The organism is Sorangium sp. So ce693, from assembly GCF_051521375.1.
Classification (GTDB): domain Bacteria; phylum Myxococcota_A; class Polyangia; order Polyangiales; family Polyangiaceae; genus Sorangium; species Sorangium atrum.
Genome location: NZ_CP150347.1, coordinates 11,880,831 through 11,903,358, shown reverse-complemented (window position 1 = coordinate 11,903,358; position 22,528 = coordinate 11,880,831). Strand labels below are relative to the sequence as shown.

Sequence of the window (22,528 nt, the reverse complement as noted above, 5' to 3'; positions counted from 1 at the left end):
AGGGCCTCGGCCGCGCGGCGCCCCTACTCCATCACTCTCCGCCCGCTGGCGCGCTCGCTTCCGGCCCGCCGAGCAGGGCGTCCAGCTCGGCCTCGCCCTTGTCCTCCGCCGCCCTGCGCCGGCGGCGGCGGAGCCACTCGGCCGCGTCGTCGAAGAGCGAGTAGGCCACCGGCACCGCGAGCAGCGTGAGGACCAGGGAGAGCGACTGGCCGCCGAGCACGATGGCCCCCGTCGTGCGGTTCTGGCCCGAGCCGACCCCGTGCGAGAGCACGAGCGGGATCATGCCGGCCACGAAGGCGATCGTCGTCATGAGGATCGGGCGGAGCCGGTCCTTGTTCGCCTGCAGGATCGCCTGGAGCCGCGGCATCCCCTCCGCGCGCAGGTGGTTCGTGTGATCGATCTGGAGGATCGCGTTCTTCTTCACCACGCCGAAGAGGACGAGCAGCCCGAGCCCCGAGAAGAGGTTCAGCGACTGGCCGAAGAGCTTGAGCGAGAGCAGCGCGAACGGCACCGTGAGCGGCAGCGAGAGCAGGATCGTGATCGGGTGGAGCCACGACTCGAACTGCGCCGCGAGGATCAGGTACATGAACACGAACGCGAGCCCGATGACGACGACGAAGCTCGCCGCGGTGCGCGCCGTGTTCTTGGAGCTGCCCACGGGCTGCGCCGAGTAGCCCGCCGGCATCCGCTGCTCGGCGATGATCCTGTCGAGCGCCGCCTGCACGGCGGTGTCGCCGACGCCGGGGGCGGCGTTCGCGCTGATCGTGATCTGCCGGCGCCGGCCGAGGCGTCCGATCGACGAGGGGCCGCTGTCGGGCTCCATCGTGACGACGCTCTGGAGCGGGACGGCGCCGTGCTTGGACGAGGGCACCGAGAGGAACGCGAGGCTCTCGGCGTCGGCGCGGTGCTTCGCGTCGGCGCGCACGCGGACGTCGTACTGCTCGCCCGCCTCCGAGTACGTCGACACCTTGAGCCCGCCGACGAAGAGCTGGAGCGCGCCGGCCACGTCGGCCACCTGCACGCCGAGATCCGCGGCGCGGTCGCGGTCGATGGTCGCGCGGAGCTCGGGCTTGCCCACGACCAGGCTGTTGTCGACGTCCACGGCGCCGGGGACCTTCCGCAGCTCCTCGGTGATGCGCGCCGCGTACTCGCCCAGCCGGTCGAGATCCGGCCCCTGGATCGCGACCTGGATCCTCGCCGAGGACTGGCCGCCGGACGAGATCGCCTGCACCTCGCCGGCCGTGACGCGCAGCTCCTTCGGCAGCTTCGCGAGGATCTCCTCGCGCACCCGCTGCATGATGGCGAGCTGCCCGAGCGCGCGCTGCTCCGGGTCGACGAGCATCACGTAGACCTTGGCGACGTTCGCGGCTTGCTGATCGCCCTCGCCCACGGTCAGGAGCGTCCGGGTGACGCCCGGGAGCCGGCGCACGTCGCCGGCGATCCGCTCGGCGATGAGGCGGGTCGAGGTGAGGCTCGTCCCCTCGGGCGCGCGCATGTTGATCTCGAACTGCGCCTGGTCGTCCTCGGGGAGGAAGCCGGCGGGCAGCGTCTTCGCGATGGGCGCGCACGAGCCGAGCGCGACCGCCGAGGCGACGACGATCACCCAGCGGCGCTTCATCACCCACGAGAGCGCGGCCATGTAGGCGCGCTCGATGGGCCGGTAAAAGACGTCGACCGCGCGCTCGAGGACCGACGGCTTCGCGGGCGCGCCGTCACCTCCGTCACGCCCGGCGCGCGCGTGCCCCGAGAGCCACCGCGCGGCGAGCGAGGGCGTGAGGGAGAAGCTGACGATCAACGAGACCCCGATCGCGAACGCCATCGTGAGGCCGAAGCTCTTGAGGAAGCGCCCCACGATCCCGGGCATGAACGCGACCGGGATGAAGACCGCCATGAGCGACAGCGTGGTCGCGAGCACCGCGAGGCCGATCTCCTTCGTCGCGAGCACGGCCGCCGGGAACGGCTTCATGCCCTTCTCGTCGATGTAGCGGACGATGTTCTCGAGCACGACGATGGCGTCGTCGATGACGATGCCCACGGCGAGCGCGAGCGCGAGGAGCGTGAGGAAATTCAGCGTGAAGCCGGCGATCCACATCACCGCGAACGTCCCGACGACCGAGATCGGGATCGCGAGCGCCGCGATGAGCGTGCTGCGGGCGTTGCCGAGGAAGAGGAGCACCACCACCGCGGCGAGCAGGGCGCCGAGGACGAGGTGCTCCTTCACGGCGGCGATGCCCGTGCGGATCACGCGCGAGCCGTCGCGCACGACCTCGATCTTCGTCCCCTCGGGCAGCGAGCGCTGCACCTCGTCGAGGCGCGCCTTCACAGCATCGACGACGGCGACGGTGTTCTGTCCCGACTGCTTGACCACCGACAGGAGGACGGTGCGCCGCTCGTCGAGCTGGGCCCAGGTCTTCTCCTCCGCGCGGCCGTCCTCGACGCGGGCGACGTCCGAGAGGCGCACGGCGTGGCCCTCCTGCTCCCGGAGCACGATGCGGCCGAGGGCCTCGGGCGACTCGACCCGCCCCATCACGCGGAGCGTGAGGTCCTCTGGTCCGGTCTCGACGCTGCCGCCCGGCGTCATCAGGTTCTGCGCCGCGATCGCCCGCTGCACCTCGGCCGCCGTGATCCCCTGCGCCCGCAGGGCGATCGGGTCGAGCCAGACGTTGATCTGCCGGCTCTGCGCGCCGATCAGGCTGACCTGGCCGACGCCGGAGATGCTCTCGATCTGCCGGCGCACCCGCTTGTCGACGATCTCGCTGAGCTCGCGGATCGGCTGATCCGACGACACGGAGACGAGCATCACCGGGGCCGCGCCGAGGTCGATCCTGCTCACGATCGGCGGATCGATGCCCTTGGGCAGGCTGGGCAGGACGACGCTTATCTTGTCGCGCACCTCCTGGGCCGCGACGTCGGCGTTCTTCTCCAGCTCGAAGCCGACGACGACCTGGCTCACGCCCTGGGTCGACGTCGAGCGGAGGTCCTCGATGCCGCTGATGGTGTTCACCGCGCCCTCGATCCGGTCGGAGATCTCGGCCTCGACCTCCTCGGGCGCCGCGCCGTCGAGGCGCGTCGTGACGACGACGTACGGGACGTCGATGTTGGGGAACTGGTCGAGGCCGAGCCGGGTGTAGCCGGCGACGCCGAGGACCACGATGACGAGCATGAGGACCGACGCGAAGACGGGCCTCTTGACGCAGACGCGGGCGAGCCACTGCATGTCGACCTCACTCCACGGCTTGGCCGTTCTGGAGGGCCTCGGACGGGTTGATGACGATCGCTTCCCCTGCGCGGACGCCGCGGAGGACGGCCACGGCGTCGCCCTTCTCCACCCCGGTCTGCACGACGCGCTCCTCGATCCGGTGGTCGACGACGGCGAACAGGTGCGCGCGCCCGTCCCGCGGGACGATGGCGGACCTCGGCACCACAGGGCTGGGCGCCTCGGCCGTGGCGAGCGCGACGGACGCGAACATGCCCGCCCGCAGCGCGCCGTCGGGGTCCTGCACCTCGGCCTCGGCGACGAGGTCGCGCGTGGCCTCGCGGACCGCGGCGCCGATCCAGCGCACCGTGCCCGCGAACGAGCGCCCCGGGTACGCCGGCACGGTGAAGGTCAGCGCGCCGCCCGTCTTGACGGCCGCGAGGCTCGCCTCGGGCACGGTGAACCGGAGGCGCGGCGCGCCCTTCGAGACGAGCGCGACGACCCGGGAGTCCTGGCGGACGTACTCGCCGACGTCGACGAAGCGCTCGGCGACCACCCCGTCGAACGGCGCGCGGATCTGGCCATCGCCGACGCTCTGCGCGGCGGCGCGGGCGCGGGCGGAGGCGGCCGCGACCGAGAGCGGGGCGCTCCGGCACTGGTCGGCGATCCGGTCGTGCTCGACCCGCGAGATCGCGCCGCTCTCGAGCAGCGCCCCGTAGCGCTCGCACTCGCGCTTCGCCGTCTCTTCCTGGGCGCGGGTCAGCGCGGCGTTCGCCTGCGCCTCCGCGGCGGAGAGCGCGGCGGCGCGGACGTCGAGGCGCGCGAGCAGGTCGCCCTTCTTCACCTCGGCGCCGCGCTCGACGAACGTCTCCACCACGCGGCCGACCGCGTTGGCGGCGAGATCGGTCTCCCGATCCCCGCGCAGCGTGCCTGTGAGCGCGATGCTGCGCGGCATGGGCTGCTCGCGCACCTCCGCGGTCTCGACGCGGGCCTTCGGCCCGTTCGTCTCGGCGGCGGTGGAGGCGCTGGCCCTGGTCTCGCAGCCCGCCGCTGCGGCGGCGAGCGCGAGGAGAAGGAGGAGGCTCTGGGCACGGCCTGTCGTCGTGGTGTGGTTCAAGGGTCCCTCGGGGCAGCGTCGGTCGCGGAGCGGCCTGATCCGGGCGGAGCACGGCGCCGCGCGTGTCGGCGCACGCGCCGGTGCGCTGCGCCGTACGCTCGTTCCCCCGTGGCTCAGCGTCCGGCCCCACCGCGAGGACGCGCCGGCGCCCAGGCGATCGCAACCGACAGTTGCGATGGGTATAACATGGCCGAAGCCGACCGCAACCACTGGTTGCGATGATCGCAACGAAAGGGTGCGATAGCCCGCCACGCCGTGAACCCGCCGTGAAATTGGGCTGGCATGTGCCGCGCGGCGGAACTTCAATGGCGGCCGATGCAGGCGACGACGGCGAAGCGCACGGCGAAGCGAGGCTCCGCGAAGACGCGCGCGCTCGTGCGAGGCGAGCCTGTCGTGCGGGGCATCCTCGCCGCCACGCTGGAGGAGCTCGCCAGCGCGGGGTATCGCGCGCTCCGGATCGAGGACGTGGCGACGCGCGCGGGGGTCAACAAGACCACCGTCTACCGGCGCTGGCCGACGAAGGAGGACCTCGTGCGGGCCGCGCTCCTGTCGGTCACGGACGAGACGATCGTCCCGCCGAACACGGGCTCGCTCCGCGGGGACCTCGTCGCGCTCGGGCGCGCGATCATCGAGTTCCAGACGTCACCGGTGGGGCAGAGCCTCTTCCACGTGTTCCTGTCGGAGGGGCCCGACTCGGAGCTCATGACCATCGCCCGCTCGCTGCGCGCGGTCCAGGAGGCAGGGCTGCGGGCCATCATCGAGGCCGCGGTCGCGCGCGGCGAGCTCGCGCCGAGCGCGGATCCGCTGCTGCCGTGCGAGCTGCTCGCGGCCTATCTCCGGCACCGGATGCTCGCGGATCGCACGATCGTGGACGAGGCCCAGCTCGCTCACGTCGTCGATGTGATCCTCGTCGGCGTTCTGCGCCCGGACAGGCGGAAGCGGGCCTGAGCCGCGGGGGCGCGGGCGAGCGCGGCGACCTGCGCTGGGCGCGGCGATCGCCTCGGCCTCGGCGCACGGGTCCGCGGCGCGCCGGCCCGTGCGCGAGGTGTCCGGCGTACGTCTCGGCAACAGAAGATATTTTATTGCAAATGCAATTATGATTCATTAATTCGAGCCCACGCCAGAATCGCGCCCGGCCGATCGCGCCGCGGCCGCGGATGCGCCTCGTTCACCCCACGCCGCACGCGCGGCGGGCGTACCCGCACGCGCTGGAGCGCGCCGGCGCTGGCGAGAGAGGACCTCGACGTGACGCAAAAGCTCCCTGTGACCGTGCTGTCCGGCTTCCTGGGCGCCGGCAAGACCACGCTGCTCAACCACGTCCTGGCGAACCGCGATTCGCTGCGCGTCGCCGTGATCGTCAACGACATGAGCGAGGTCAACGTCGACGCCGCGCTCGTGCGGGGCGGGGGCGCGGCGCTGCGCCGCGTGGAGGAGCGGCTCGTCGAGATGTCGAACGGCTGCATCTGCTGCACGCTCCGGGAGGATCTCCTTGTCGAGGTGGCTCGCCTGGCGGCCGAGGGGCGCTTCGACTACCTGCTGATCGAGTCGACGGGCATCTCGGAGCCGCTCCCGGTCGCCGAGACGTTCACCTTCGACGACCCGGCGACGGGCAAGCGCCTCTCGGAGGTCGCGCGGCTCGACACGCTGGTCACCGTAGTCGACTCGCAGCGGTTCCTCTCCGACTGGACGAGCGCCGACGACCTGCGCGCGCGCGAGGCCGCGCTGGACGGCGACGACGAGCGCACGGTCGCGGATCTGCTCGTCGAGCAGATCGAGTTCGCGAACGTGCTCGTGCTCAACAAGACGGATCTCGTGAGCGATGACGAGGTCGAGCGGCTCACGGCGATGCTGCTGCACCTGAACCCCGGCGCCAGGATCGTCAGGGCGTGCCGCGGCCGGGTCGACCCTCGCGAGATCCTCGGCACCGGGCGCTTCGACTTCGAGGAAGCGGCGCGCTCGCCCGGCTGGATGCGGGAGCTGCGCGGCGAGCACGTCCCCGAGACCGAGGCGTACGGGATCGAGAGCTTCGTCTACCGCGCGGAGCGCCCGATGCACCCGGAGCGGCTCTGGGCCTTCCTCCACGGGGCGGCCGCCTGGGATGGAGTGCTCCGCTCCAAGGGGTTCTTCTGGCTCGCGACGCGCATGGACGTCACAGGCGCCTGGTCGCAGGCGGGCGGCGCCGCCTCGTTCGAGGCGGCCGGGCTCTGGTACGCGGCCTTGCCGGAGGAGGAGCGGCCGGAGGACGACGGGCCGGCCGCCGCGTGGCATCCGATCTGGGGCGACCGTCGGCAGGAGATCGTCTTCATCGGCGTCGACATGGCCCGAGAGGAGCTCACGCGCGGGCTCGATGCCTGCTTGCTCACGCCGGACGAGATGGCCGCGGGGCCTTCCGCGTGGAGCCGGTTCGAGGATCCCTTCCCGGCGTGGGAGGACGCGGGAGAACAGGAGAGCGAGGCTGGGCCGGCGCAGCTCCTCGGGTCGTGAAGCGCTTCACGCAGGCAGGCTGACTCGGCCTCGTGGGCGCGGTCATGCAGCGCAGTGCGCATACGCTGGCTGCATGACCGCAAGCGCTGGAGCTGCGATTACTTGCCAGCTCCCTTCGAGGTCTTCCCTTCCGTGAAGACCACGTGTTTGCGGACGATCGGATCGAACTTCTTCACCTGCATCTTCTCCGTCATCGTCCGTCTGTTCTTCGTCGTGTAGTCGCAGTGACCCGTCCCAGCAGGGCGGGCTGGCGCGCGAGGTAGGCAGCGCCGACGAGGGCGAAGCTCAGCGCCGGCCAGAGGAGGGCGAGCCCGGCGCCGCCGACCACGACCGCAAGCCACACGAGCGACGCGCTCAGCGCGATGAACAAGGAGCCGTAGCGCATCGAGCGGTCCGATCGTAGAGCCCGGGACGAGAGAAGTGTTGACGCGATTCCAGGATTGCATCGAGAGTGCGTGGGTGGACGCGCAGGGTGGCGCGCTCCTGGCATCGCGATCGACAGGGCGACTCTGTAGGGAGGTGCGGACATGAAGCTGTTTCGGTTTGCGGGCGGTGGCGGTGCTCGGCTCGGGATCGAGGACGAGCGGGGAGCGCGCCACGACCTCACGGCGGCATCCCCGGAGGCGTTCGCGTCCGTCGCCTCGTGGCTCGCCTTGCCGGATCCCCTCGGCGCGGTGCGCGACGCGCGCGCGCGCGCCGCGGCCCACCCCCTCCCGCCCGACGTCCAGCTGCTCGCCCCGATCGACGGGCAGGAAGTCTGGGCGGCGGGCGTCACCTACGAGCGCTCGCGCGCCGCGCGCAAAGAGGAGAGCGCCGGCGGCGGTGACTTCTACGACCGCGTGTACGAGGCCGAGCGCCCCGAGCTGTTCTTCAAGGCGACGCCCCGCCTGGTCGCCGGCCCGGGCGCGCCGGTGCGCATCCGGCGCGACTCGAGCTGGAACGTGCCCGAGCCGGAGCTCTCGCTCGTCGTGTCCGCGGCGGGCCGCATCGTCGGCTACACGGCCGGCAACGACGTCTCGTCGCGGTCCATCGAGGGCGACAATCCCCTCTACCTGCCGCAGGCGAAGGTCTACGACGGCTGCTGCGCGCTCGGCCCCGCCATCGTGCTCGCGGACGAGCCCGGGCTCGACCTGCGCGCGCTCTCCATCGAGCTCGCGATCCGGCGCCGTGGCGAGGCGGTGTTCGCGGGGAAGACCTCGACCGCGAGCATGCGTCGCTCGCCAGAGGAGCTCGTCGCCTACCTCACGCGCGAGCTGAGCTTCCCGGCGGGCGTCGTCCTCATGACCGGGACCGGCATCGTCCCGCCGGACTCGTTCACCCTGGAGCCCGACGATCTCGTGGAGATCACGATCCACGGCGTCGGCACGCTGGCGAACCCCATATCTCCACGTTGACAAGGCACCCCATGGAATTCCTCGCCCACGACGCCGCCACCGGGGAAGCGCTCGGCACCTACCGTGACGCAACCGCCGCCGAGATCGACGCCGCCGCCCGCGCCGCCGCCGCTGCGGCGCCCGCCTTCGCCGGCCTCGCGCCGGAGATGCGCGCCCGGCTCCTGGAGACGGCCGCCGACGAGATCATGGCGCTCGGCGACCCCCTGATCCAGACAGCGCACCGGGAAACCGGGCTGCCCGTCGCCCGCCTCGAAGGCGAACGCGCCCGCACCACCGGCCAGCTGCGCCTCTTCGCCGCCGTCGTGCGCGAGGGCTCCTGGGTCGATGCCCGGATCGATCCCGCGCTGCCCGACCGCAAGCCGCTCCCGCGCCCCGACGTGCGGCGCGTGCTGCGGCCGATCGGTCCGGTCGCCGTCTTCGGCGCGAGCAATTTCCCCCTCGCGTTCTCCGTTGCCGGCGGCGACACCGCCTCCGCCCTCGCCGCGGGCAACCCGGTCGTGGTCAAGGCCCACCCGGCGCACCCTGGTACCTCCGACCTCGCGGCCTCGGCCCTGCGCTCCGCCGTTCAGAAGGCGGGCCTGCCCGCGGGCGTGTTCGGCATGGTGCACGGCGCCTCGCCCGAGGTCTCGCTCGCGCTGGTGCGCCACGAGGCCATCCAGGCGGTGGGCTTCACCGGGTCCAGCCGCGCGGGCCGCGCCCTCTGCGACGCCGCCGCCGCCCGCCCGCGGCCCATCCCCGTCTTTGCCGAGATGAGCAGCGTCAACCCGCTGGTCGTGCTGCCCGGCGCGCTGCGCGAGCGCCGCGACGCGATCGCCGAAGGGCTGATCAACTCGTGCACGCTCGGCGTCGGCCAGTTCTGCACCAAGCCCGGCCTCGTCCTGGGGCTGGCCTCCCCTGAGTGGGACGCGTTCGCGCGATCGGTCGCCGACCGAGCCCGCGCCATCAAGCCTGGTGTGATGCTGCACGCCGGTATCCAGGAGTCGTTCGACCGCTCCGTGCGGGAGCTGAGAGGCGTGGAGTGGCTGACCGACGCCGGCGCGCGCGTCGCTCGCGTCTCCGCCGCCGACTTCGCGCGGGAGCCGCACCTCGCGCACGAGATCTTCGGACCGTACACGCTGCTCGTCACCGCTTCGGACCGCGGAGAGTTGCTTCGGCTCCTCGGCGCGCTCGACGGCCAGCTCACCGCCACGCTGCACGGGACCGCCGACGATCTCGCCGCCGCCCAGGACCTCGTCGATGTCCTCGGCCGCGTCGCGGGCCGCCTCCTCTTCAACGGCTACCCGACGGGCGTGGAGGTGTCGCCCGCCATGCACCACGGCGGGCCGTATCCGGCGAGCAGCGACGTGCGCTTCACGTCGGTTGGGACCGCGGCCATCCTCCGCTTCGCGCGCCCCGTTTGCTACCAGTCGTGTCCGCCAGCGCTGCTCCCGCTGGAGCTGCGCGACGAGAACCCGCTCGGGATCTCACGTCTCGTCGACGGCCGAGCCACCCGCGACCCCATCGCACCCCGCGCATGAGCCACGACCCGGTATTCGAGTCCGGCAGCGAGGCGATCTACACGCTGCGCACCACCGCGCCCGGACCGTCGGGGCGCCTCCCGCTCGGGGCCGAGCAGCTGCGCGCCATGTCCAGCGGCGAGCTGTTCGGCTGGACTCAGAATGCCGGGATGGGGTGGGATCCTGCGCGCCTGCGAGGGAAGCAGTTCCTCGTGCTCAGCACGCAGGGGGGGATCCGCGCGCCCGACGGCACGCCGATCGCGCTCGGGTACCACACGGGGCACTGGGAGGTCGGGCTGCTCATGGAGGAGGCAGCCCGCACGTTCACGGCCGGCGGGGCCATCCCGTTCGCCGGCTACGTCAGCGATCCGTGCGACGGGCGGACCAATGGCACCGTCGGCATGCTCGACAGCCTCGCTTACCGCAACGACGCCGCCATCGTCTTTCGACGGCTGATACGCTCGCTGCCCACCCGCCGCGGCGTGCTCGGCGTCGCCACCTGCGACAAGGGCCTGCCGGCCATGTTGATGGCGCTCGCCGGCACCCCCGACCTCCCCACGGTGCTCGTGCCGGGAGGCGTCACGCTCCTCGCGGAGGAGGCCGAGGACACAGCCAAGGTCCAGACCCTCGCGGCGCGTTACGCGCGCGGCGAGGTGAGCCTCGACTACGCCGCCGAGATGGGCTGCCGCGCCTGCGGTTCCCCCGGCGGCGGCTGCCAGTTCATGGGCACGGCCGCGACGAGCCAGGTGGTGGCGGAGGCGCTCGGCCTCGCCCTCCCGCACGGCGCGCTCAGCCCGTCGGGCGCCGAGATCTGGCGCGACCTCGCCCGCCGCTCCGCGCACGCGCTCATGGCCCTCGAGCGACGTGGGGTGACCACGCGGGACATCGTCACCGACGACTCGGTCCACAACGCCATGGTGCTGCACGCCGCCGTCGGCGGGTCGACCAACCTGGTGCTCCATGTGCCGGCGATCGCCCACGCGGCCGGGCTCCGGCGCCCCACGGTGGACGACTGGGCGCGCATCAACGCCCTCGTTCCGCGCCTCGTGGACGTGTTGCCCAACGGGCCGAAACACCACGCCACGGTTCAGGTCTTCCTCGCGGGAGGCGTCCCGGAGGTCATGCTCCATCTGCGCGAGCTCGGCCTGCTGCGGCTCGGCGCGCGCACCGTCAGCGGCCTTCCCCTCGGCGAGAACCTCGAGTGGTGGGAGCACAGCGAGCGGCGCCGGCGCCTGCGCGACAAGCTACGGCAGCTGGACGGCATCGACCCGGACGACGTGATCATGTCCGCCGGGAAGGCACGCGAGCGCGGCCTCACCAGCACGGTGACCTTCTTGCGCGGCAACCTCGCGCCCGAGGGAGCGCTCGTGAAGAGCACCGCGATTGCCCCCCAGGTGATCGGACCGGACGGCGTTTATCTGCACGAAGGGCCTGCGCGCGTGTTCGGCAGCGAGGACGCCGCGATCGAGGCGATCAAGACGGGCGCCGTGCAACCGGGTGACGTCATGGTGCTGATCGGCATCGGCCCCGGTATCGGGATGCCGGAGACGTACCAGATCACCTCTGCCCTCAAGCACGTGAAGGATGGGCACCGTATCGCCCTGGTCACGGACGGTCGTTTCTCCGGCGTGTCCACCGGGGCGTGCATCGGCCACGTCAGCCCGGAGGCGTGGGCGGGTGGACCCATCGGCCGCGTGCGCGACGGCGAGCGCATCCGGCTGCGGATCGACACGCGCACGCTGGAGGGGACGGTGGACGTCGTGGGCGTGGATGCAGGCAGCCTTGCCGCCCGTGCGCCCAATCCAGCCCTTCAACCGGACGGCCGAGTCAACCCGGATACGCGGTTGTGGGCTGCGCTTCAGGATGCCAGCGGCGGCAGCTGGGGTGGTTGCGTCTATGATGCGGAGCGCATCATCGGGCTCCTCGGTCGCGCCATCGCCGCGGAGCGGAGCTCCTGACGCGCACACCGAGGCAAGCGCTTCGTTTCGCACGCCCCGCTCGTTCGTGTTCGAGAGCCCCGCGCGGCTCGTCCACGAGGTGCCCGCGATCCCCTGGATGCTCCACCTCGGCGCCGGCGTGTCGTTTTGACGATCAGGCCACGCGGCTCCGCCCTCGGGCTGGAGGACACCGCGGGCCGATCAATTGGGATTGACGCTGGCCATGTGAGCGTTCACAATCGGCCAGTTCGGTATCCTTTGGCTTTGCCACGCATGGGTCGTCGCGAACATCGAGACCTGCGTCACCCGTTCGTTCTCGGCACCGACTCCGTGAATTCGCCAGCGTCTGCCTGAAGGTGGCGCTCCGCGCTGGCGTGACCGGGGGCGGCGCTGGATTGACTTCGATTCACGCTGCGATGCGCGACGAGAGGACGGGGGCACCGCTCTTCCCGCGCGCTCGTAGAACGCCCAAGAAGAGAAGAACACGATGACCAAGCAGGCCGTATCCTCCCTGGTTCTTTGCCTCATGGCGCTCTCGCCGGCCTGCGGCAACAATTCATCGCCGGGCGCTGGCACAGGCGGTGAGGCCAGCGGGGGCGGCGAAGCCGTGGGTGGAGGCACCGGCTCGGGAGGCGCAGACGGAACCTCCGGCTCGGGAGGCGCAGACGGAACCTCCGGCTCGGGAGATACCGGCGCCACCGGCGGCGGCGGCGCCTCCGACGGCGGGGGTCAGGCCGGTTCGGGTGGGGCAATCTCTCCCATCTCTCCCGTCGCATGCGAAGAGCTCACAGGCGTCGGTTCGGCGACCAGTATTTCGCTGGACGGCAACGACATCCAGAGCGGCAACGTCAACGGCCTCACATTCAAAGGCTTCGGTGTGCTCAGCGCGAACGGCACCAGCGAGCTTTTGATGGATTACAAGTCCGAGCACCCCGAGCGATACGCGGAGTTGCTCAAGGTCCTGTTCGGCGGGACGAGGCCCATCGTCACGCACGTCAAGATCGAAATGGGCAACGACCGAAACAACTCCACCGGCCCGGACCCGGCCACGATGCGGCTGGCAAGTGAAGCGGCAAACGTCAGGCGGAGCCCCGGCTTCCAGCTCGCTGCCGACGCCAAGAAGGTCAACCCCGACCTCAAGGTGAGCATCCTGCGCTGGAACGCTCCCGGCTGGGCAAACAACAACGACAAGGTGTACAGCTGGTACAAGAACACCATTCTAGCGGCGTATCGCACCTACGGTTATATGGTCGACTACGTCAACCCCGGCCTCAACGAACGTTCGCCGGACTTGACATGGACCAAGCAATATGCCGCTCGGGTCAAGGCGGACGCCGCAGGCTTCAACGACGCAACCGAGCGAGCGCTGTACAACAGCATCGAGGTCGTGATCTCCGACGAAGCCGGGATCGGCTCGTTCGGCGGCAGCATGGTGAGCGACGGCGCCCTGCGGGACGCCGTGTCGGTCGCGGGATACCATTACAACACCGACGACGACGGCGGAGGCAATTTCAAGAAGCTGGCGGAGCAATACGACAAAGAGATCTGGAACAGCGAGGCGCAGGCTACATTCGGCAACACGGCCTTCCGTCCCAACAACAACATGAAGGATCCCGCGGTGGCAGGCACCGGCATCGGCGGCATCAACGGCCCGCTGGAGATGGGCAACACCATCATCAAGGGATTCGTCAACTCCCGCCGAACTCACTTCATCTACCAGCCAGCCATTGGCTCCTTCTACGAAGGTGGACAATATTCCTTCAAGGAATTGATCAGCGCACGCGACCCATGGTCGGGCTGGATTCACTATGATGCAGGCCTGGACATCCTGAGGCATTTCAGTTGGTTTGCGAAGGCTGGCTGGGAAAGCCGGGACAGCACCGCGGGGATCTGGAGGGTGGTACCTCAATCCAGCGACACCGGCGCGACCGGCACGAACCCTGTCAACGGGCGCAACGGCACCCCCAGTTACATGACGCTCGCCGCCCCCGACAAGCGCAATTTCTCGACTGTCTTCGTGAACGACAGCGAGCGCGCGCAGACCTACAAGCTCCAGGCGGTCCACATGGGTTACACGGGCAACCCTCCCCTGGAGCTGTGGGAGACGCGCGCAGCCGACCCCGGGGCAGCCTTCAACAGCAACTACATGAAATACCGCTGTAACGTGTCCGCCGACGACAGCGGCATTTACACCATCAAAGTCGATCCGTATTCGATTTTGACTGCCACCACGCTGGAGAACAGCGGAAACGCAGAATACAATCAACCGTTGCCGGTAGAGGGCGCGCGCACCGTACTCGACACCGACGCGAGCGGCTCCGGTCGAAATACGTCGGACAAGGTTCTGTACGCCGACGGCTTCGACTACTCCGCCAGGACCGTCCCGGTGATCGGGTCAGGCGGCCAGATCACGGGGACCGAGAGCTATATAACCTCCCGCGGCGGCCCACAGAGCGCAATCCCCCGCTATGCCTGCGATCGCAACGGCGCGTTCGAAGCGTATCTCCCGAGCGGCTCCAGCAACTACATTCTGCGACAACAGGTAGATCGACCGACCATGGGGCTCGGAGGCACATGGAACGAGGGCAATCCGATCACCGGCATTGGAGACAACCGGTGGCTCGATTACAAGGCCAGCGTCGACGTCTCATTCGAGAACAGCAGCACCCAGAGCGGCAACAACTACGCCGCCATCGGAGCCCGGCAGCAGGGCGGCGGCAGCTCCCACTACATGAACGGCACTCCTTATTTTCTGAAGTTCTGGTTCGACGGCGGCTGGCAGCTGCTGGTCGACGGCATGTCCGTGGCCAGCGGGAATGCGGCCAGCGGCGCCGGCGGCGTGACGATCGATGGGTTCAATGTCGCTTACGACGCATGGCACAACATCGCCATTCAGGTCGTGGAGGACAGAGTGACTGCTTTTCTGGATGGTGTGATGCTTGCCACCTACACCGACTCCCGTCCCAGGCTCTCCGGTCGCGTCGATCTGGCCAGCGGCTATTACTTCACCCGCTTCGACAACCTGAAGGTGGAGACGGTCGATGGTCATGCCCCGTACTACTCCGAGCTGCTTGACGATCTGGAGATGAACGACCTGGCTTCGTCGCCGGCTCCGAAGCTGGTGTACGGTGGCGCGTGGGCTCATGAAAACGGCAAAGGCATGTACAATTACCAGCGTTCCCTTTCCACGAGCCGAGGGACGGGCTCCACGCTGAAATACACATTCACGGGGACTGGACTGGACATCCTGGGTCCGAACGATGGTTCGGCGAGGCTGGAGGTCACGGTGGACGGACGCGTCGTCAATCCTTCGGCCAGCGCGACGGCCTCCAAGGAGCTTTACCAGACATTTTCGCTCCGCGGGCTCGATCGTGGCGCACACACGGTCCAGGTCAAAGTGCTGGGCGGTACCTTGGTCGTGGACGCCGTGGGGGTTGTCTTGTAGCGGCGGCCGCGGCGCTCGCAGGAGACGAGGCGGCCCTGCAGGTCGACCGTGTGGCCGTTGGCGTTCATCGCGGGCTGGCGGAGCACCGAGACCGAGCCGTCGGTGTCGTCCCAGCGCAGCATGCGGTCGTTCGGGATGTCCCGCCAGCAGGAGGAAAACGGAGCACGTGACGTTTCATAGATCAACCATCGCGTGCAGCGTGGCTGTACGATGAGAACGGTCACAACGAGGATCTTGACTTCCGGATCGCGTTTCGATTTCCTAGGCCCAGAAACCAGAAGATCTCTCGTGGTAGGCCCCACGAGCGTCGCCGAACACGTCATTGAATTTTGAGGGCACCCGCGAAATCCGCGTGGTGCCCCGCGAATGACGCGCGACACCGTCGCTCGCCAGATGCGGATCGTTTGTACCCCAGTGCTTTTGCCGTGAGCATGCGGCGGCACACAGACATTGCCCTCGTGGTTCGTGAGGGCGAGAACGTGACGACGTGTGATGGGCCGTAGAGATCTCCATCCGACCACGTCTCTTTGCTCGAAAGGTAGCGGCACGATGTCGATTGGCCAGTTGAAGTCACGTGGATCGGCGCGGCGCGCAATGGCGGTGTTGAGCTGTGCGCTCGGGCTCTGGGGTCTCTCTGCCTGCAAAGACAAGCCCGACAGCGCTCCGGCCGCAGGCGGCTCTGCCAGCGCCGTGGCCTCAGGAGGCTCCGCCAGCGCCGCGGCCGAGCAGGCGCCGAGCGGGCACGGGCCCAAGATCGTTCCAGGGCCCGGCTATAACCCCGAGTGCTTCGCGCCGTGGAAGCAGGACACCAAGTATCTGCAGTGGACGGCGCGAAAGCCGCCGTTCCGCCTCGCGCTCGTCAACGGCTACGTCGGTAACGCCTGGCGCATCCAGATGGTCAAGACGGCCAAGGCCTTCGCCAAGGACCCGGCCATCGCGCCGCTGATCAAGGAGTTCAAGGTGGTGTCGACCGGCACCGACGTCGCGGCCCAGCTCGGCGCGATCGAGGACTTCATCAACCAGGGCTTCGACGGCATCGTCACGCTCGCCGTCAGCCCCGACGGCTTCGATCGCGTGATCCGGCTCGCCGACAAGAAGGACGTCATCCTGGTTCCGTTCGACAACGTGCTCGACACGGACAAGGTGATGCAGGTCAACGAGGACCAGCTGGCGATGGGGCGCCAGTGGGGCGAGTTCCTCGACAAGCAGCTCGGCGGCAAGGGCAAGGTGCTCGAGGTCCGCGGCCTGCAGGGCAACTCCGTCGATCGCGACCGCCACGTCGGCTTCCGCCAGGTCATGGAAGCGCCGGGGAAGAGCTACACCATCGTGGAGGTGGTGGGCAGCTGGGACGACGGCAAGGCGCAGAAGGCGGTGGCCGACGCGCTGGCCGTGCACCGCCAGTTCGACGCGCTCTTCGCGCAGGGCGGCTCGACGGGCGCCGTCCGCGCGCTGCTCGACGCCGGACACAAGCCGATCCCGGTCGCCACGGAGGCCGAGAACGGCGTGCGCAAGCTGATCGCGAAGCACCACGAACAGGGCATGAAGGGCCTGTCGCTCGGCCAGTCGCCGGGGCTCGCGGCCATCGCGATGAAGGCGGCGCTCGAGGGCCTGCAGGGCAAGGTGATGCCGCAGATGATCTCCGTGCCGATCCCCGCCGCCGATCACACCACGCTGAAGGACGGCGAGAGCTTCTTCTCCCAGCTCTCCGACAACTTCTTCACGCCCAACGAGTTCCCGCCCTGCGGGGTCAACATCTCGGGCGTGAAGATCATGAACGAGTCGGAATCCGACGTGAAGTAGACGTCGAGTAAACGTCAAGCAGACATGAAGTAGCGCCCCGCGGGCCCCCCAGCATCATGACCGAACCTGTGAGCCCTCCGCTTCTCGAGCTCCGGGCCGTCTCCAAGCATTACGGCGGAGTCACCGCCCTGAGCGGCGTCGACTTCGCCTGCGAGGCGGGGAAGGTGCACGCGATCCTCGGCGAGAACGGCGCGGGCAAGAGCACCCTGATCAAGATCATCGGCGGCGTGGTCAAGCCGAGCGCCGGGGAGCTCTTGCTCCACGGCAAGCCGGTCCGGTTCGACCACCCGATCGAGGCGAACGCCGCCGGCATCGTCTGCGTCTTTCAGGAGCTGTCCCTGATGCCGACGCTGACGGTGGCCGAGAACATCGGCATCTCCATGCCGACGAACCGCCTGGGGCTCTTCGATCGCAAGGCGCAGGTCCGCAGGGCCGAGGAGCTCCTGGCGCGCGTCGGCTGCGAGGGCGTGAACCCGAACGCCTGGGTGAGCGACCTGCCGCTCTCGCGCCGCCAGATGGTCGAGATCGCGAAGGCGCTCGGCAAGGACCCGCGGCTGCTGATCCTGGACGAGGCCACCTCCGCGCTGACCAACAGCGACGTCAAGAAGGTCTACGACCTCCTGGCCGAGCTCAAGGCTCAGGGCGTCGGCATGCTCTACATCTCGCACCGCATGCACGAGATCAAGGAGCTCGCGGACGTGATGTCCGTCTTCCGCAACGGCCGACACATCGAGACCTTCGCCAAGGGCAAGCGCAGCGACGACCAGATCGTGGAGCTCATGATCGGCCGTGACATGGGCCACGTCTTCCCGCCGAAGCCGGCGGCCCGCAGCTTCCCGGCGACGCTGCTCGAGGTGAGCGGCCTGAGCTGGGAGCGGCAGCTCGAGGACGTGTCGTTCAAGCTCGGCAAGGGCGAGATCCTCGGCATCGGCGGGCTCGACGGCCAGGGCCAGCGCGAGCTGTTGCTCAGCTTGTTCGGTGTGCTCAAGGATGTTCGCGGCGAGATCAAGATCGACGGCAAGCCGGTCAAGCTGACGAGCCCGCGCCAGGCCAAGGACCGCGCGCACGGCATCGCCCTCGTGCCCGAAGACAGGAAGACCGAAGGCCTGATGCTGCCGATGGCCATCGCCGCGAACCTGTCGCTGGCGTCGCTCGACAAGCTCACGAGCGGCCTGGTGATCGACCGCCGGCGCGAGGCCGCGCGCGTCGACGAGATGGTGCGCCGCATCCAGATCAAGATCGGCTCGCTCGACCACCCTGTGTCGTCGCTGTCCGGGGGCAACCAGCAGAAGGTCGTGCTGGCCAAGTGGCTGATGACGGAGCCGCGGCTGCTGATGCTCAACGATCCCACCCGCGGCATCGACGTCGGCACGAAGCAGGAGATCTACCAGCTGCTCCGCGAGCTGGCGGACGCCGGCACGTCCATCCTCTTCTACACAACGGACTACGACGAGCTGATCGGCTGCTGTGACCGCGTGCTGGTCCTCTACCGGAACCGCGTTCAGGGCGAGCTCGTGGGGCCCGACATCACCGAAAAGAACATCCTGGACCTGGCCCTCGGTCTGCGCGGCGGGCCTGAGCGCGCGAGGCGCGACGACGAACGCGCGCCATCGGAGGCACGATGAAGGACTGGAAGCTCCGCCTGCGCCAGAACCAGGGCCTCCTCGTGGCCGTCGGTCTGTGCATCTTGTTCTACGGACTCTACTCGCTGTCGCATCCCAAGGGCTTCAGCGCGTCGCTGGTGGGGCAGAACGCCAACGAATCGTTCGTTCTGGTCGCGGCGGCCATGGCCCAGACGATCCCCGTGCTGACCGGCGGCCTGGATCTGTCCGTGGGCGCGGTGATCACCCTCGTCAACTGCGTGGCCTCACACGTCCTTGCCGGCAGCGCGCTCACGATGGTCCTGGGCATCCTGCTGTGTCTGGCCGTGGGCATGGCGGCGGGCCTTCTCAACGGCTGCCTGGTCGTCTATGGCCGCCTGCAACCGATCATCGCCACGCTGGCCTCGGGCACGATCTTCCTCGGCGTCGCGCTGTTCCTGAGGCCGACGCCCGGCGGCCAGGTCGACGGCGATCTGGCGTTCGCGGCCACCTTCGATCTCAACGAGCTGCTGCAGGCCGCGGGCGCCGCCCCCCTCGACGGCGCGCTGGGCTTCGTCGGCACGATCCCGTCGCCCGCGATCTGGGTGGCGCTGCTCGCGCTGCTCTGGACTTACTACCGCCGCACCCGCTACGGCCTCGGCGCTTACGCCGTCGGCGCGTCGCAGGAGGCGGCGTACATGTCGGGCGTCCGCATCAAGCGCGTCAAGCTGGCCGCGTACACGCTGTCTGGGTTCTTCGCCAGCGTCGGCGGCCTCTACCTCGCGCTGCAGACGACGTCGGGCAACGCCGACATCCCACAGGCCGGCTCCTACACGCTGAACTCCATCGCCAGCGTCGTGATCGGGGGCACCTCGCTGTACGGAGGGATCGGCGGCGCCATCGGCTCGCTCTTCGGCGCGCTGGTGCTCCGCTCCGTCGCCTTCAACTTCCGCGTCTTCGACGAGGGCTCGGCGCTCGGCCTCCTCGCCAACCCGCTCTACCAGCCGCTGTTCGAGGGCCTCATCCTGCTCGCGGCCGTCTGCCTCGGCGCGCTCTGGGTCATCCGCGTGAAGAACCGGCTGCAGGTCTTCAGGTGAGCTCGATGCAACAGCCCCTCTCCCTCAAGAGCCGACTCGGCGAGATCGACAAGCCGACCTGGTACACGCTGCTGTCGATCGGCGTCGTCCTCGTGGGCGGCTCGATCGGCACGCTGATCACCCAGGGCACGCTGAGCTTCCTGAGCCCGTACTACATCCTGCAACAGCTGCAGATCGCGGCCTTCCTGGGCGTGGCCGCCACGGGCATGATGATCGTGATCCTGCTCGGTCACATCGATCTCTCGCTGCCGTGGGTGCTCACCTCGAGCGCCATGCTGGCCGCGGGGCTCGGCGGCTGGGCCGCGTTGCCCTGCGGCCTGGCCGTCGGCGCCGCCGCGGGTCTTTTGAACGGGCTCGGCGTCGCCTACCTGCGCGTGCCCTCGATGATCTTCACGCTGGGCACGAACACCGTGCTTCAGGGGCTGATGGTGCTCTACACCGGCGGCTTCGCTCCGCGCAGCGAGGCGCCGGCGTGGATGGAGGTCCTGGCCGTGGGCAAGACGCTCTCCATCCCGAACTCGCTGTTCGTCTGGATCCTTGTCGGCGGCGTCGGCACCTTCGTGCTGAAGAAGACAGCGCTCGGTCGCTACATCTATGCCGTGGGCAACCAGGAGCAGGCCGTCTACCTCTCGGGCGTCAGAACGCACTTCGTGCTGATCGGCGCCTTCGTGATGTGCGGCGTGTGCTCCGCCATGACGGGTATGCTGCTGGCGGGTTTTTCGCACAAGGCCTATCAGGCCATGGGCAACGACTACCTCATGCCGGCCATCGCCGCGGTGGTGATCGGCGGAACCAACATCATGGGCGGGCGTGGGACGTACCTCGGTACCGTCCTCGGCACCATCCTGATCGTGCTGCTCCAGAGCATGCTCAGCGTGCTGCAGATGCCCGAGGCCGGCCGCCAGATCATCTACGGCGCCGTGATCATCGCCATGCTGCTCGTCTACGGCCGGCAACATCAGGAGGGACGATGACTAGCGCCCGGCGCCGCGGGTGTTCAGGTAGACCGAATACAGCGAGGTCGTGCCGCAGATGAACAGGCGGTTGCGCTTGGCGCCGCCGAAGCAGACGTTGGACACTGTCTCGGGGATCAGCACCTTTCCGAGGAGCGCGCCGTCGCTCGCGTGGCAGTGCACGCCGTCGCCGGCCGACAGCCACAGGTTGCCGTGCACGTCGACGCGGAAGCCGTCGTACAGGCCGACCGGGCAGGTCGCGAACACCTCGCCGCCGGTCAGCGTGCCCTTCGCGTCGACGCGGAACTTGCGCACGTGGTGCGGGCCGCCCTTCACGTGCGTCGCGCCTGTGTCGGCGATGTACAGCAGCGACTCGTCCGGCGAGAAGGCGAGGCCGTTGGGCTGCACGAAGTCGTCCGCGACGACCGTGAGCGCGCCGGAGCCCGGGTCGAGGCGATAGACGCGCTGCGCGCCCTGCTCGCTCGGCGACGCGTCGCCTTCGTAGTCGCTGTCGATGCCGTAGCTCGGGTCGCTGAACCAGATGCTGCCGTCGGACTTCACGACCACGTCGTTCGGCGAGTTCAGCCGCTTGCCCTCGAAGTGCGACGCGAGCACCGTGCGCGAGCCGTCGTGCTCGGTGCGCGAGATGCAGCGGCCGCGGTGCTCGCAGGACACGAGGCGGCCCTGCAGGTCGACCGTGTGGCCGTTGGTGTTCATCGCGGGCTGGCGGAACACCGAGACCGAGCCGTCGGTCTCGTCCCAGCGCAGCATGCGGTCGTTCGGGATGTCCGACCAGACGAGGTAGCGCCCCGCTGGGAACCACGCCGGCCCCTCCGCCCAGCGGCAGCCCGTGTACAGCTTGTCGACGTGCACGTGCGGGAGCGCGAGCTTGCGGAAGCGCGCGTCGACCACCTCGAAGCTCGGGGTCAGCTCGATGACCATCGGGATCTCCTTTTACAATCCATCGGCCGGCGGATGGTACGTCGAAGCGGACGCGAGGTGTCCGCTCGTCGCCAGCCGGCGCAGCCTGGCGCCCGCGCTCGGCGCGTATCTCCTCGCGTCGAGAGCAAGATGGTTGCACAGCCGGGGGATCAGCCGGCGCGGGCCTGCCGCATCACCGTCGCGAGGACGAGCTGCGTCACGCGGCGCATGAAGCCGTAGTCGAGCGTCTCGGGGGTGTCCGTCGGGCGGTGGTAGTTCGGGTTGCGGAACTCCGCCGTGTCGGTCCAGAGCATGGCGGGGATCTTCGCCTTCCAGAACGGCGAGTGATCGCTCCGGTGGAGCACGGGGAGCCATTCCTCGAGGCCGAGGTAGACCTTGAGACCCACGACCGGCAGCTCGGGCACCATCGCCTCTGCCTGCTTCGCGGCGAGCTCCACGAGGTGGTTCGAGCGCTGGTTCGTGAGCAGCCCGATGAAGTCGCCGACGTCCGGCGCGCCGGGGACCGGGACCGGCATCCGCTGGGATCCCGGCTCGTGGCTCGCGTAGCCGACCATCTCCAGCACGTGCACGGCGGCGATCGGCCCTCCGCCCTGCGATCGATGCCGCGCCACGAACTCGACGCTGCCGAGCAGCCCGTCCTCCTCGCCGTTCCAGGCCACGAAGCCCACGGGCAGGGCCGGATCGAAGCGCGAGAACGCCCTCGCGCAGGCGAGCATCGCGGCGATCCCGCTCGCGTTGTCGTCGGCGCCGGGCGTGTCGGGCACGCTGTCGTAGTGCGCCCCGACGAGGATCATCGGGCGATCGACCGGATCCCGAGGCGTCGCGACCACGTTCCCGAGCTCGCCCTCGATCTCGACGGCGTAGCCCAGATCCTCCAGCGCAGCCGCGACGTGCTGCGCCGCGCGGCGGTTCTCCGCGCGCTGGCGGAACATGTGCCGCGGCCTCGCGAGCGCGACGACCGCGTCGAGCAGCTCCGCCTCGCTGACCGACGCGAGCGCGTCGATCAGGCTGCCGTGACCGCCCATGGCCTTCGTGCGTCTCAGCTCCATCGCGGGGGTCTCCTCCTGCTACCGGATGAGTGTAGCTG

At 69.4% G+C, this 22,528-nt stretch carries 15 protein-coding genes and 2 pseudogenes; 10 read left to right on the top strand and 7 right to left on the bottom strand.

Translation table 11 applies throughout. The annotated features are described in order from the left end of the window. Positions 1-31: 31 nt before the first annotated feature. Positions 32-3,217, bottom strand: a complete 3,186-nt coding sequence (locus WMF14_RS44465; protein ID WP_437796517.1) for an efflux RND transporter permease subunit — start codon at positions 3,215-3,217, stop codon at positions 32-34. A gap of 7 nt (positions 3,218-3,224) precedes the next feature. Then, positions 3,225-4,313, bottom strand: coding sequence for an efflux RND transporter periplasmic adaptor subunit (locus WMF14_RS44460; RefSeq protein ID WP_437796515.1), 1,089 nt, complete (start codon positions 4,311-4,313; stop codon positions 3,225-3,227). A 315-nt stretch (positions 4,314-4,628) separates the two neighbouring features. On the opposite strand from WMF14_RS44460, the gene WMF14_RS44455 reads away from it, so the two are divergent. Further along, positions 4,629-5,261, top strand: a complete 633-nt coding sequence (locus WMF14_RS44455) for a TetR/AcrR family transcriptional regulator (protein ID WP_437796513.1) — start codon at positions 4,629-4,631, stop codon at positions 5,259-5,261. 297 nt (positions 5,262-5,558) lie between these two features. Then, on the top strand, positions 5,559-6,797 hold the full coding sequence (zigA, locus tag WMF14_RS44450; RefSeq protein WP_437796511.1) for a zinc metallochaperone GTPase ZigA: 1,239 nt from the start codon (positions 5,559-5,561) through the stop codon (positions 6,795-6,797). Between the two features lie 98 nt (positions 6,798-6,895). Here the strand turns inward: zigA and rpmG are convergent. Next, positions 6,896-7,036, bottom strand: a pseudogene (gene rpmG, locus WMF14_RS44445) (50S ribosomal protein L33); the annotation flags it as partial. Further along, positions 6,988-7,182, bottom strand: a complete 195-nt coding sequence (locus WMF14_RS44440; protein ID WP_437804459.1) for a hypothetical protein — start codon at positions 7,180-7,182, stop codon at positions 6,988-6,990. The gene WMF14_RS44440 and the pseudogene rpmG, both read right to left, overlap by 49 nt. Positions 7,183-7,324: 142 nt before the next feature. On the opposite strand from WMF14_RS44440, the gene WMF14_RS44435 reads away from it, so the two are divergent. From WMF14_RS44435 to WMF14_RS44420, 4 genes are all read left to right on the top strand, one after another. Beyond that, positions 7,325-8,191 carry a fumarylacetoacetate hydrolase family protein gene (locus WMF14_RS44435; protein ID WP_437796509.1) on the top strand — a complete coding sequence of 289 codons (867 nt, stop codon included), beginning with the start codon at positions 7,325-7,327 and terminating at the stop codon, positions 8,189-8,191. 11 nt (positions 8,192-8,202) lie between these two features. Further along, complete coding sequence (locus tag WMF14_RS44430) at positions 8,203-9,708, top strand: aldehyde dehydrogenase (NADP(+)) (RefSeq protein ID WP_437796507.1); 1,506 nt, start codon at positions 8,203-8,205, stop codon at positions 9,706-9,708. Further along, positions 9,705-11,645: a YjhG/YagF family D-xylonate dehydratase gene (locus WMF14_RS44425; RefSeq protein WP_437796505.1), complete on the top strand. Its 1,941-nt coding sequence runs from the start codon at positions 9,705-9,707 to the stop codon at positions 11,643-11,645. The genes WMF14_RS44430 and WMF14_RS44425 overlap by 4 nt, the downstream gene beginning before the upstream one ends. A gap of 466 nt (positions 11,646-12,111) precedes the next feature. Then, positions 12,112-15,069, top strand: a complete 2,958-nt coding sequence (locus WMF14_RS44420) for a sugar-binding protein (RefSeq protein WP_437796503.1) — start codon at positions 12,112-12,114, stop codon at positions 15,067-15,069. On the opposite strand, the pseudogene WMF14_RS44415 reads toward WMF14_RS44420, so the two are convergent. After that, positions 15,057-15,215, bottom strand: a pseudogene (locus WMF14_RS44415) (SMP-30/gluconolactonase/LRE family protein); the annotation flags it as partial. The gene WMF14_RS44420 and the pseudogene WMF14_RS44415 overlap by 13 nt on opposite strands. Before the next feature lie 457 nt (positions 15,216-15,672). On the opposite strand from WMF14_RS44415, the gene WMF14_RS44410 reads away from it, so the two are divergent. From WMF14_RS44410 to WMF14_RS44395, 4 genes are read left to right on the top strand one after another with little or no spacing between them, the layout of a single operon-like run. Next, positions 15,673-16,869 carry a sugar ABC transporter substrate-binding protein gene (locus WMF14_RS44410; protein ID WP_437331230.1) on the top strand — a complete coding sequence of 399 codons (1,197 nt, stop codon included), beginning with the start codon at positions 15,673-15,675 and terminating at the stop codon, positions 16,867-16,869. A 56-nt stretch (positions 16,870-16,925) separates the two neighbouring features. Beyond that, a complete protein-coding gene (locus tag WMF14_RS44405; RefSeq protein ID WP_437796502.1) occupies positions 16,926-18,494 on the top strand; it encodes a sugar ABC transporter ATP-binding protein in 1,569 nt (522 codons plus the stop codon). After that, positions 18,491-19,546: an ABC transporter permease gene (locus WMF14_RS44400; protein WP_437796500.1), complete on the top strand. Its 1,056-nt coding sequence runs from the start codon at positions 18,491-18,493 to the stop codon at positions 19,544-19,546. Before WMF14_RS44405 ends, WMF14_RS44400 begins: the two co-directional genes overlap by 4 nt. Before the next feature lie 5 nt (positions 19,547-19,551). Continuing rightward, a complete protein-coding gene (locus WMF14_RS44395) occupies positions 19,552-20,520 on the top strand; it encodes an ABC transporter permease (protein WP_437796498.1) in 969 nt (322 codons plus the stop codon). On the opposite strand, the gene WMF14_RS44390 is transcribed toward WMF14_RS44395, so the two are convergent. Both WMF14_RS44390 and WMF14_RS44385 read right to left on the bottom strand, forming a co-directional pair. After that, entirely contained in the window at positions 20,521-21,441 is a 921-nt protein-coding gene (locus tag WMF14_RS44390) for an SMP-30/gluconolactonase/LRE family protein (RefSeq protein WP_437796496.1), read from the bottom strand. Between the two features lie 149 nt (positions 21,442-21,590). Next, on the bottom strand, positions 21,591-22,490 hold the full coding sequence (locus tag WMF14_RS44385) for a M20/M25/M40 family metallo-hydrolase (RefSeq protein WP_437796494.1): 900 nt from the start codon (positions 22,488-22,490) through the stop codon (positions 21,591-21,593). Between the last annotated feature and the right edge of the window lie 38 nt (positions 22,491-22,528).

Excerpts from the sequence above, each read along its gene's own strand:
- WMF14_RS44465 (WP_437796517.1), bottom strand. The coding sequence starts at position 3,217 with ATGCAGTGGCTCGCCCGCGTCTGCGTCAAGAGGCCCGTCTTCGCGTCG.
- WMF14_RS44455 (WP_437796513.1), top strand. The coding sequence starts at position 4,629 with ATGCAGGCGACGACGGCGAAGCGCACGGCGAAGCGAGGCTCCGCGAAG.
- WMF14_RS44440 (WP_437804459.1), bottom strand. The coding sequence starts at position 7,182 with ATGCGCTACGGCTCCTTGTTCATCGCGCTGAGCGCGTCGCTCGTGTGG.
- WMF14_RS44435 (WP_437796509.1), top strand. The coding sequence starts at position 7,325 with ATGAAGCTGTTTCGGTTTGCGGGCGGTGGCGGTGCTCGGCTCGGGATC.
- WMF14_RS44430 (WP_437796507.1), top strand. The coding sequence starts at position 8,203 with ATGGAATTCCTCGCCCACGACGCCGCCACCGGGGAAGCGCTCGGCACC.
- WMF14_RS44425 (WP_437796505.1), top strand. The coding sequence starts at position 9,705 with ATGAGCCACGACCCGGTATTCGAGTCCGGCAGCGAGGCGATCTACACG.
- WMF14_RS44420 (WP_437796503.1), top strand. The coding sequence starts at position 12,112 with ATGACCAAGCAGGCCGTATCCTCCCTGGTTCTTTGCCTCATGGCGCTC.
- WMF14_RS44405 (WP_437796502.1), top strand. The coding sequence starts at position 16,926 with ATGACCGAACCTGTGAGCCCTCCGCTTCTCGAGCTCCGGGCCGTCTCC.
- WMF14_RS44400 (WP_437796500.1), top strand. The coding sequence starts at position 18,491 with ATGAAGGACTGGAAGCTCCGCCTGCGCCAGAACCAGGGCCTCCTCGTG.
- WMF14_RS44395 (WP_437796498.1), top strand. The coding sequence starts at position 19,552 with ATGCAACAGCCCCTCTCCCTCAAGAGCCGACTCGGCGAGATCGACAAG.
- WMF14_RS44390 (WP_437796496.1), bottom strand. The coding sequence starts at position 21,441 with ATGGTCATCGAGCTGACCCCGAGCTTCGAGGTGGTCGACGCGCGCTTC.
- WMF14_RS44385 (WP_437796494.1), bottom strand. The coding sequence starts at position 22,490 with ATGGAGCTGAGACGCACGAAGGCCATGGGCGGTCACGGCAGCCTGATC.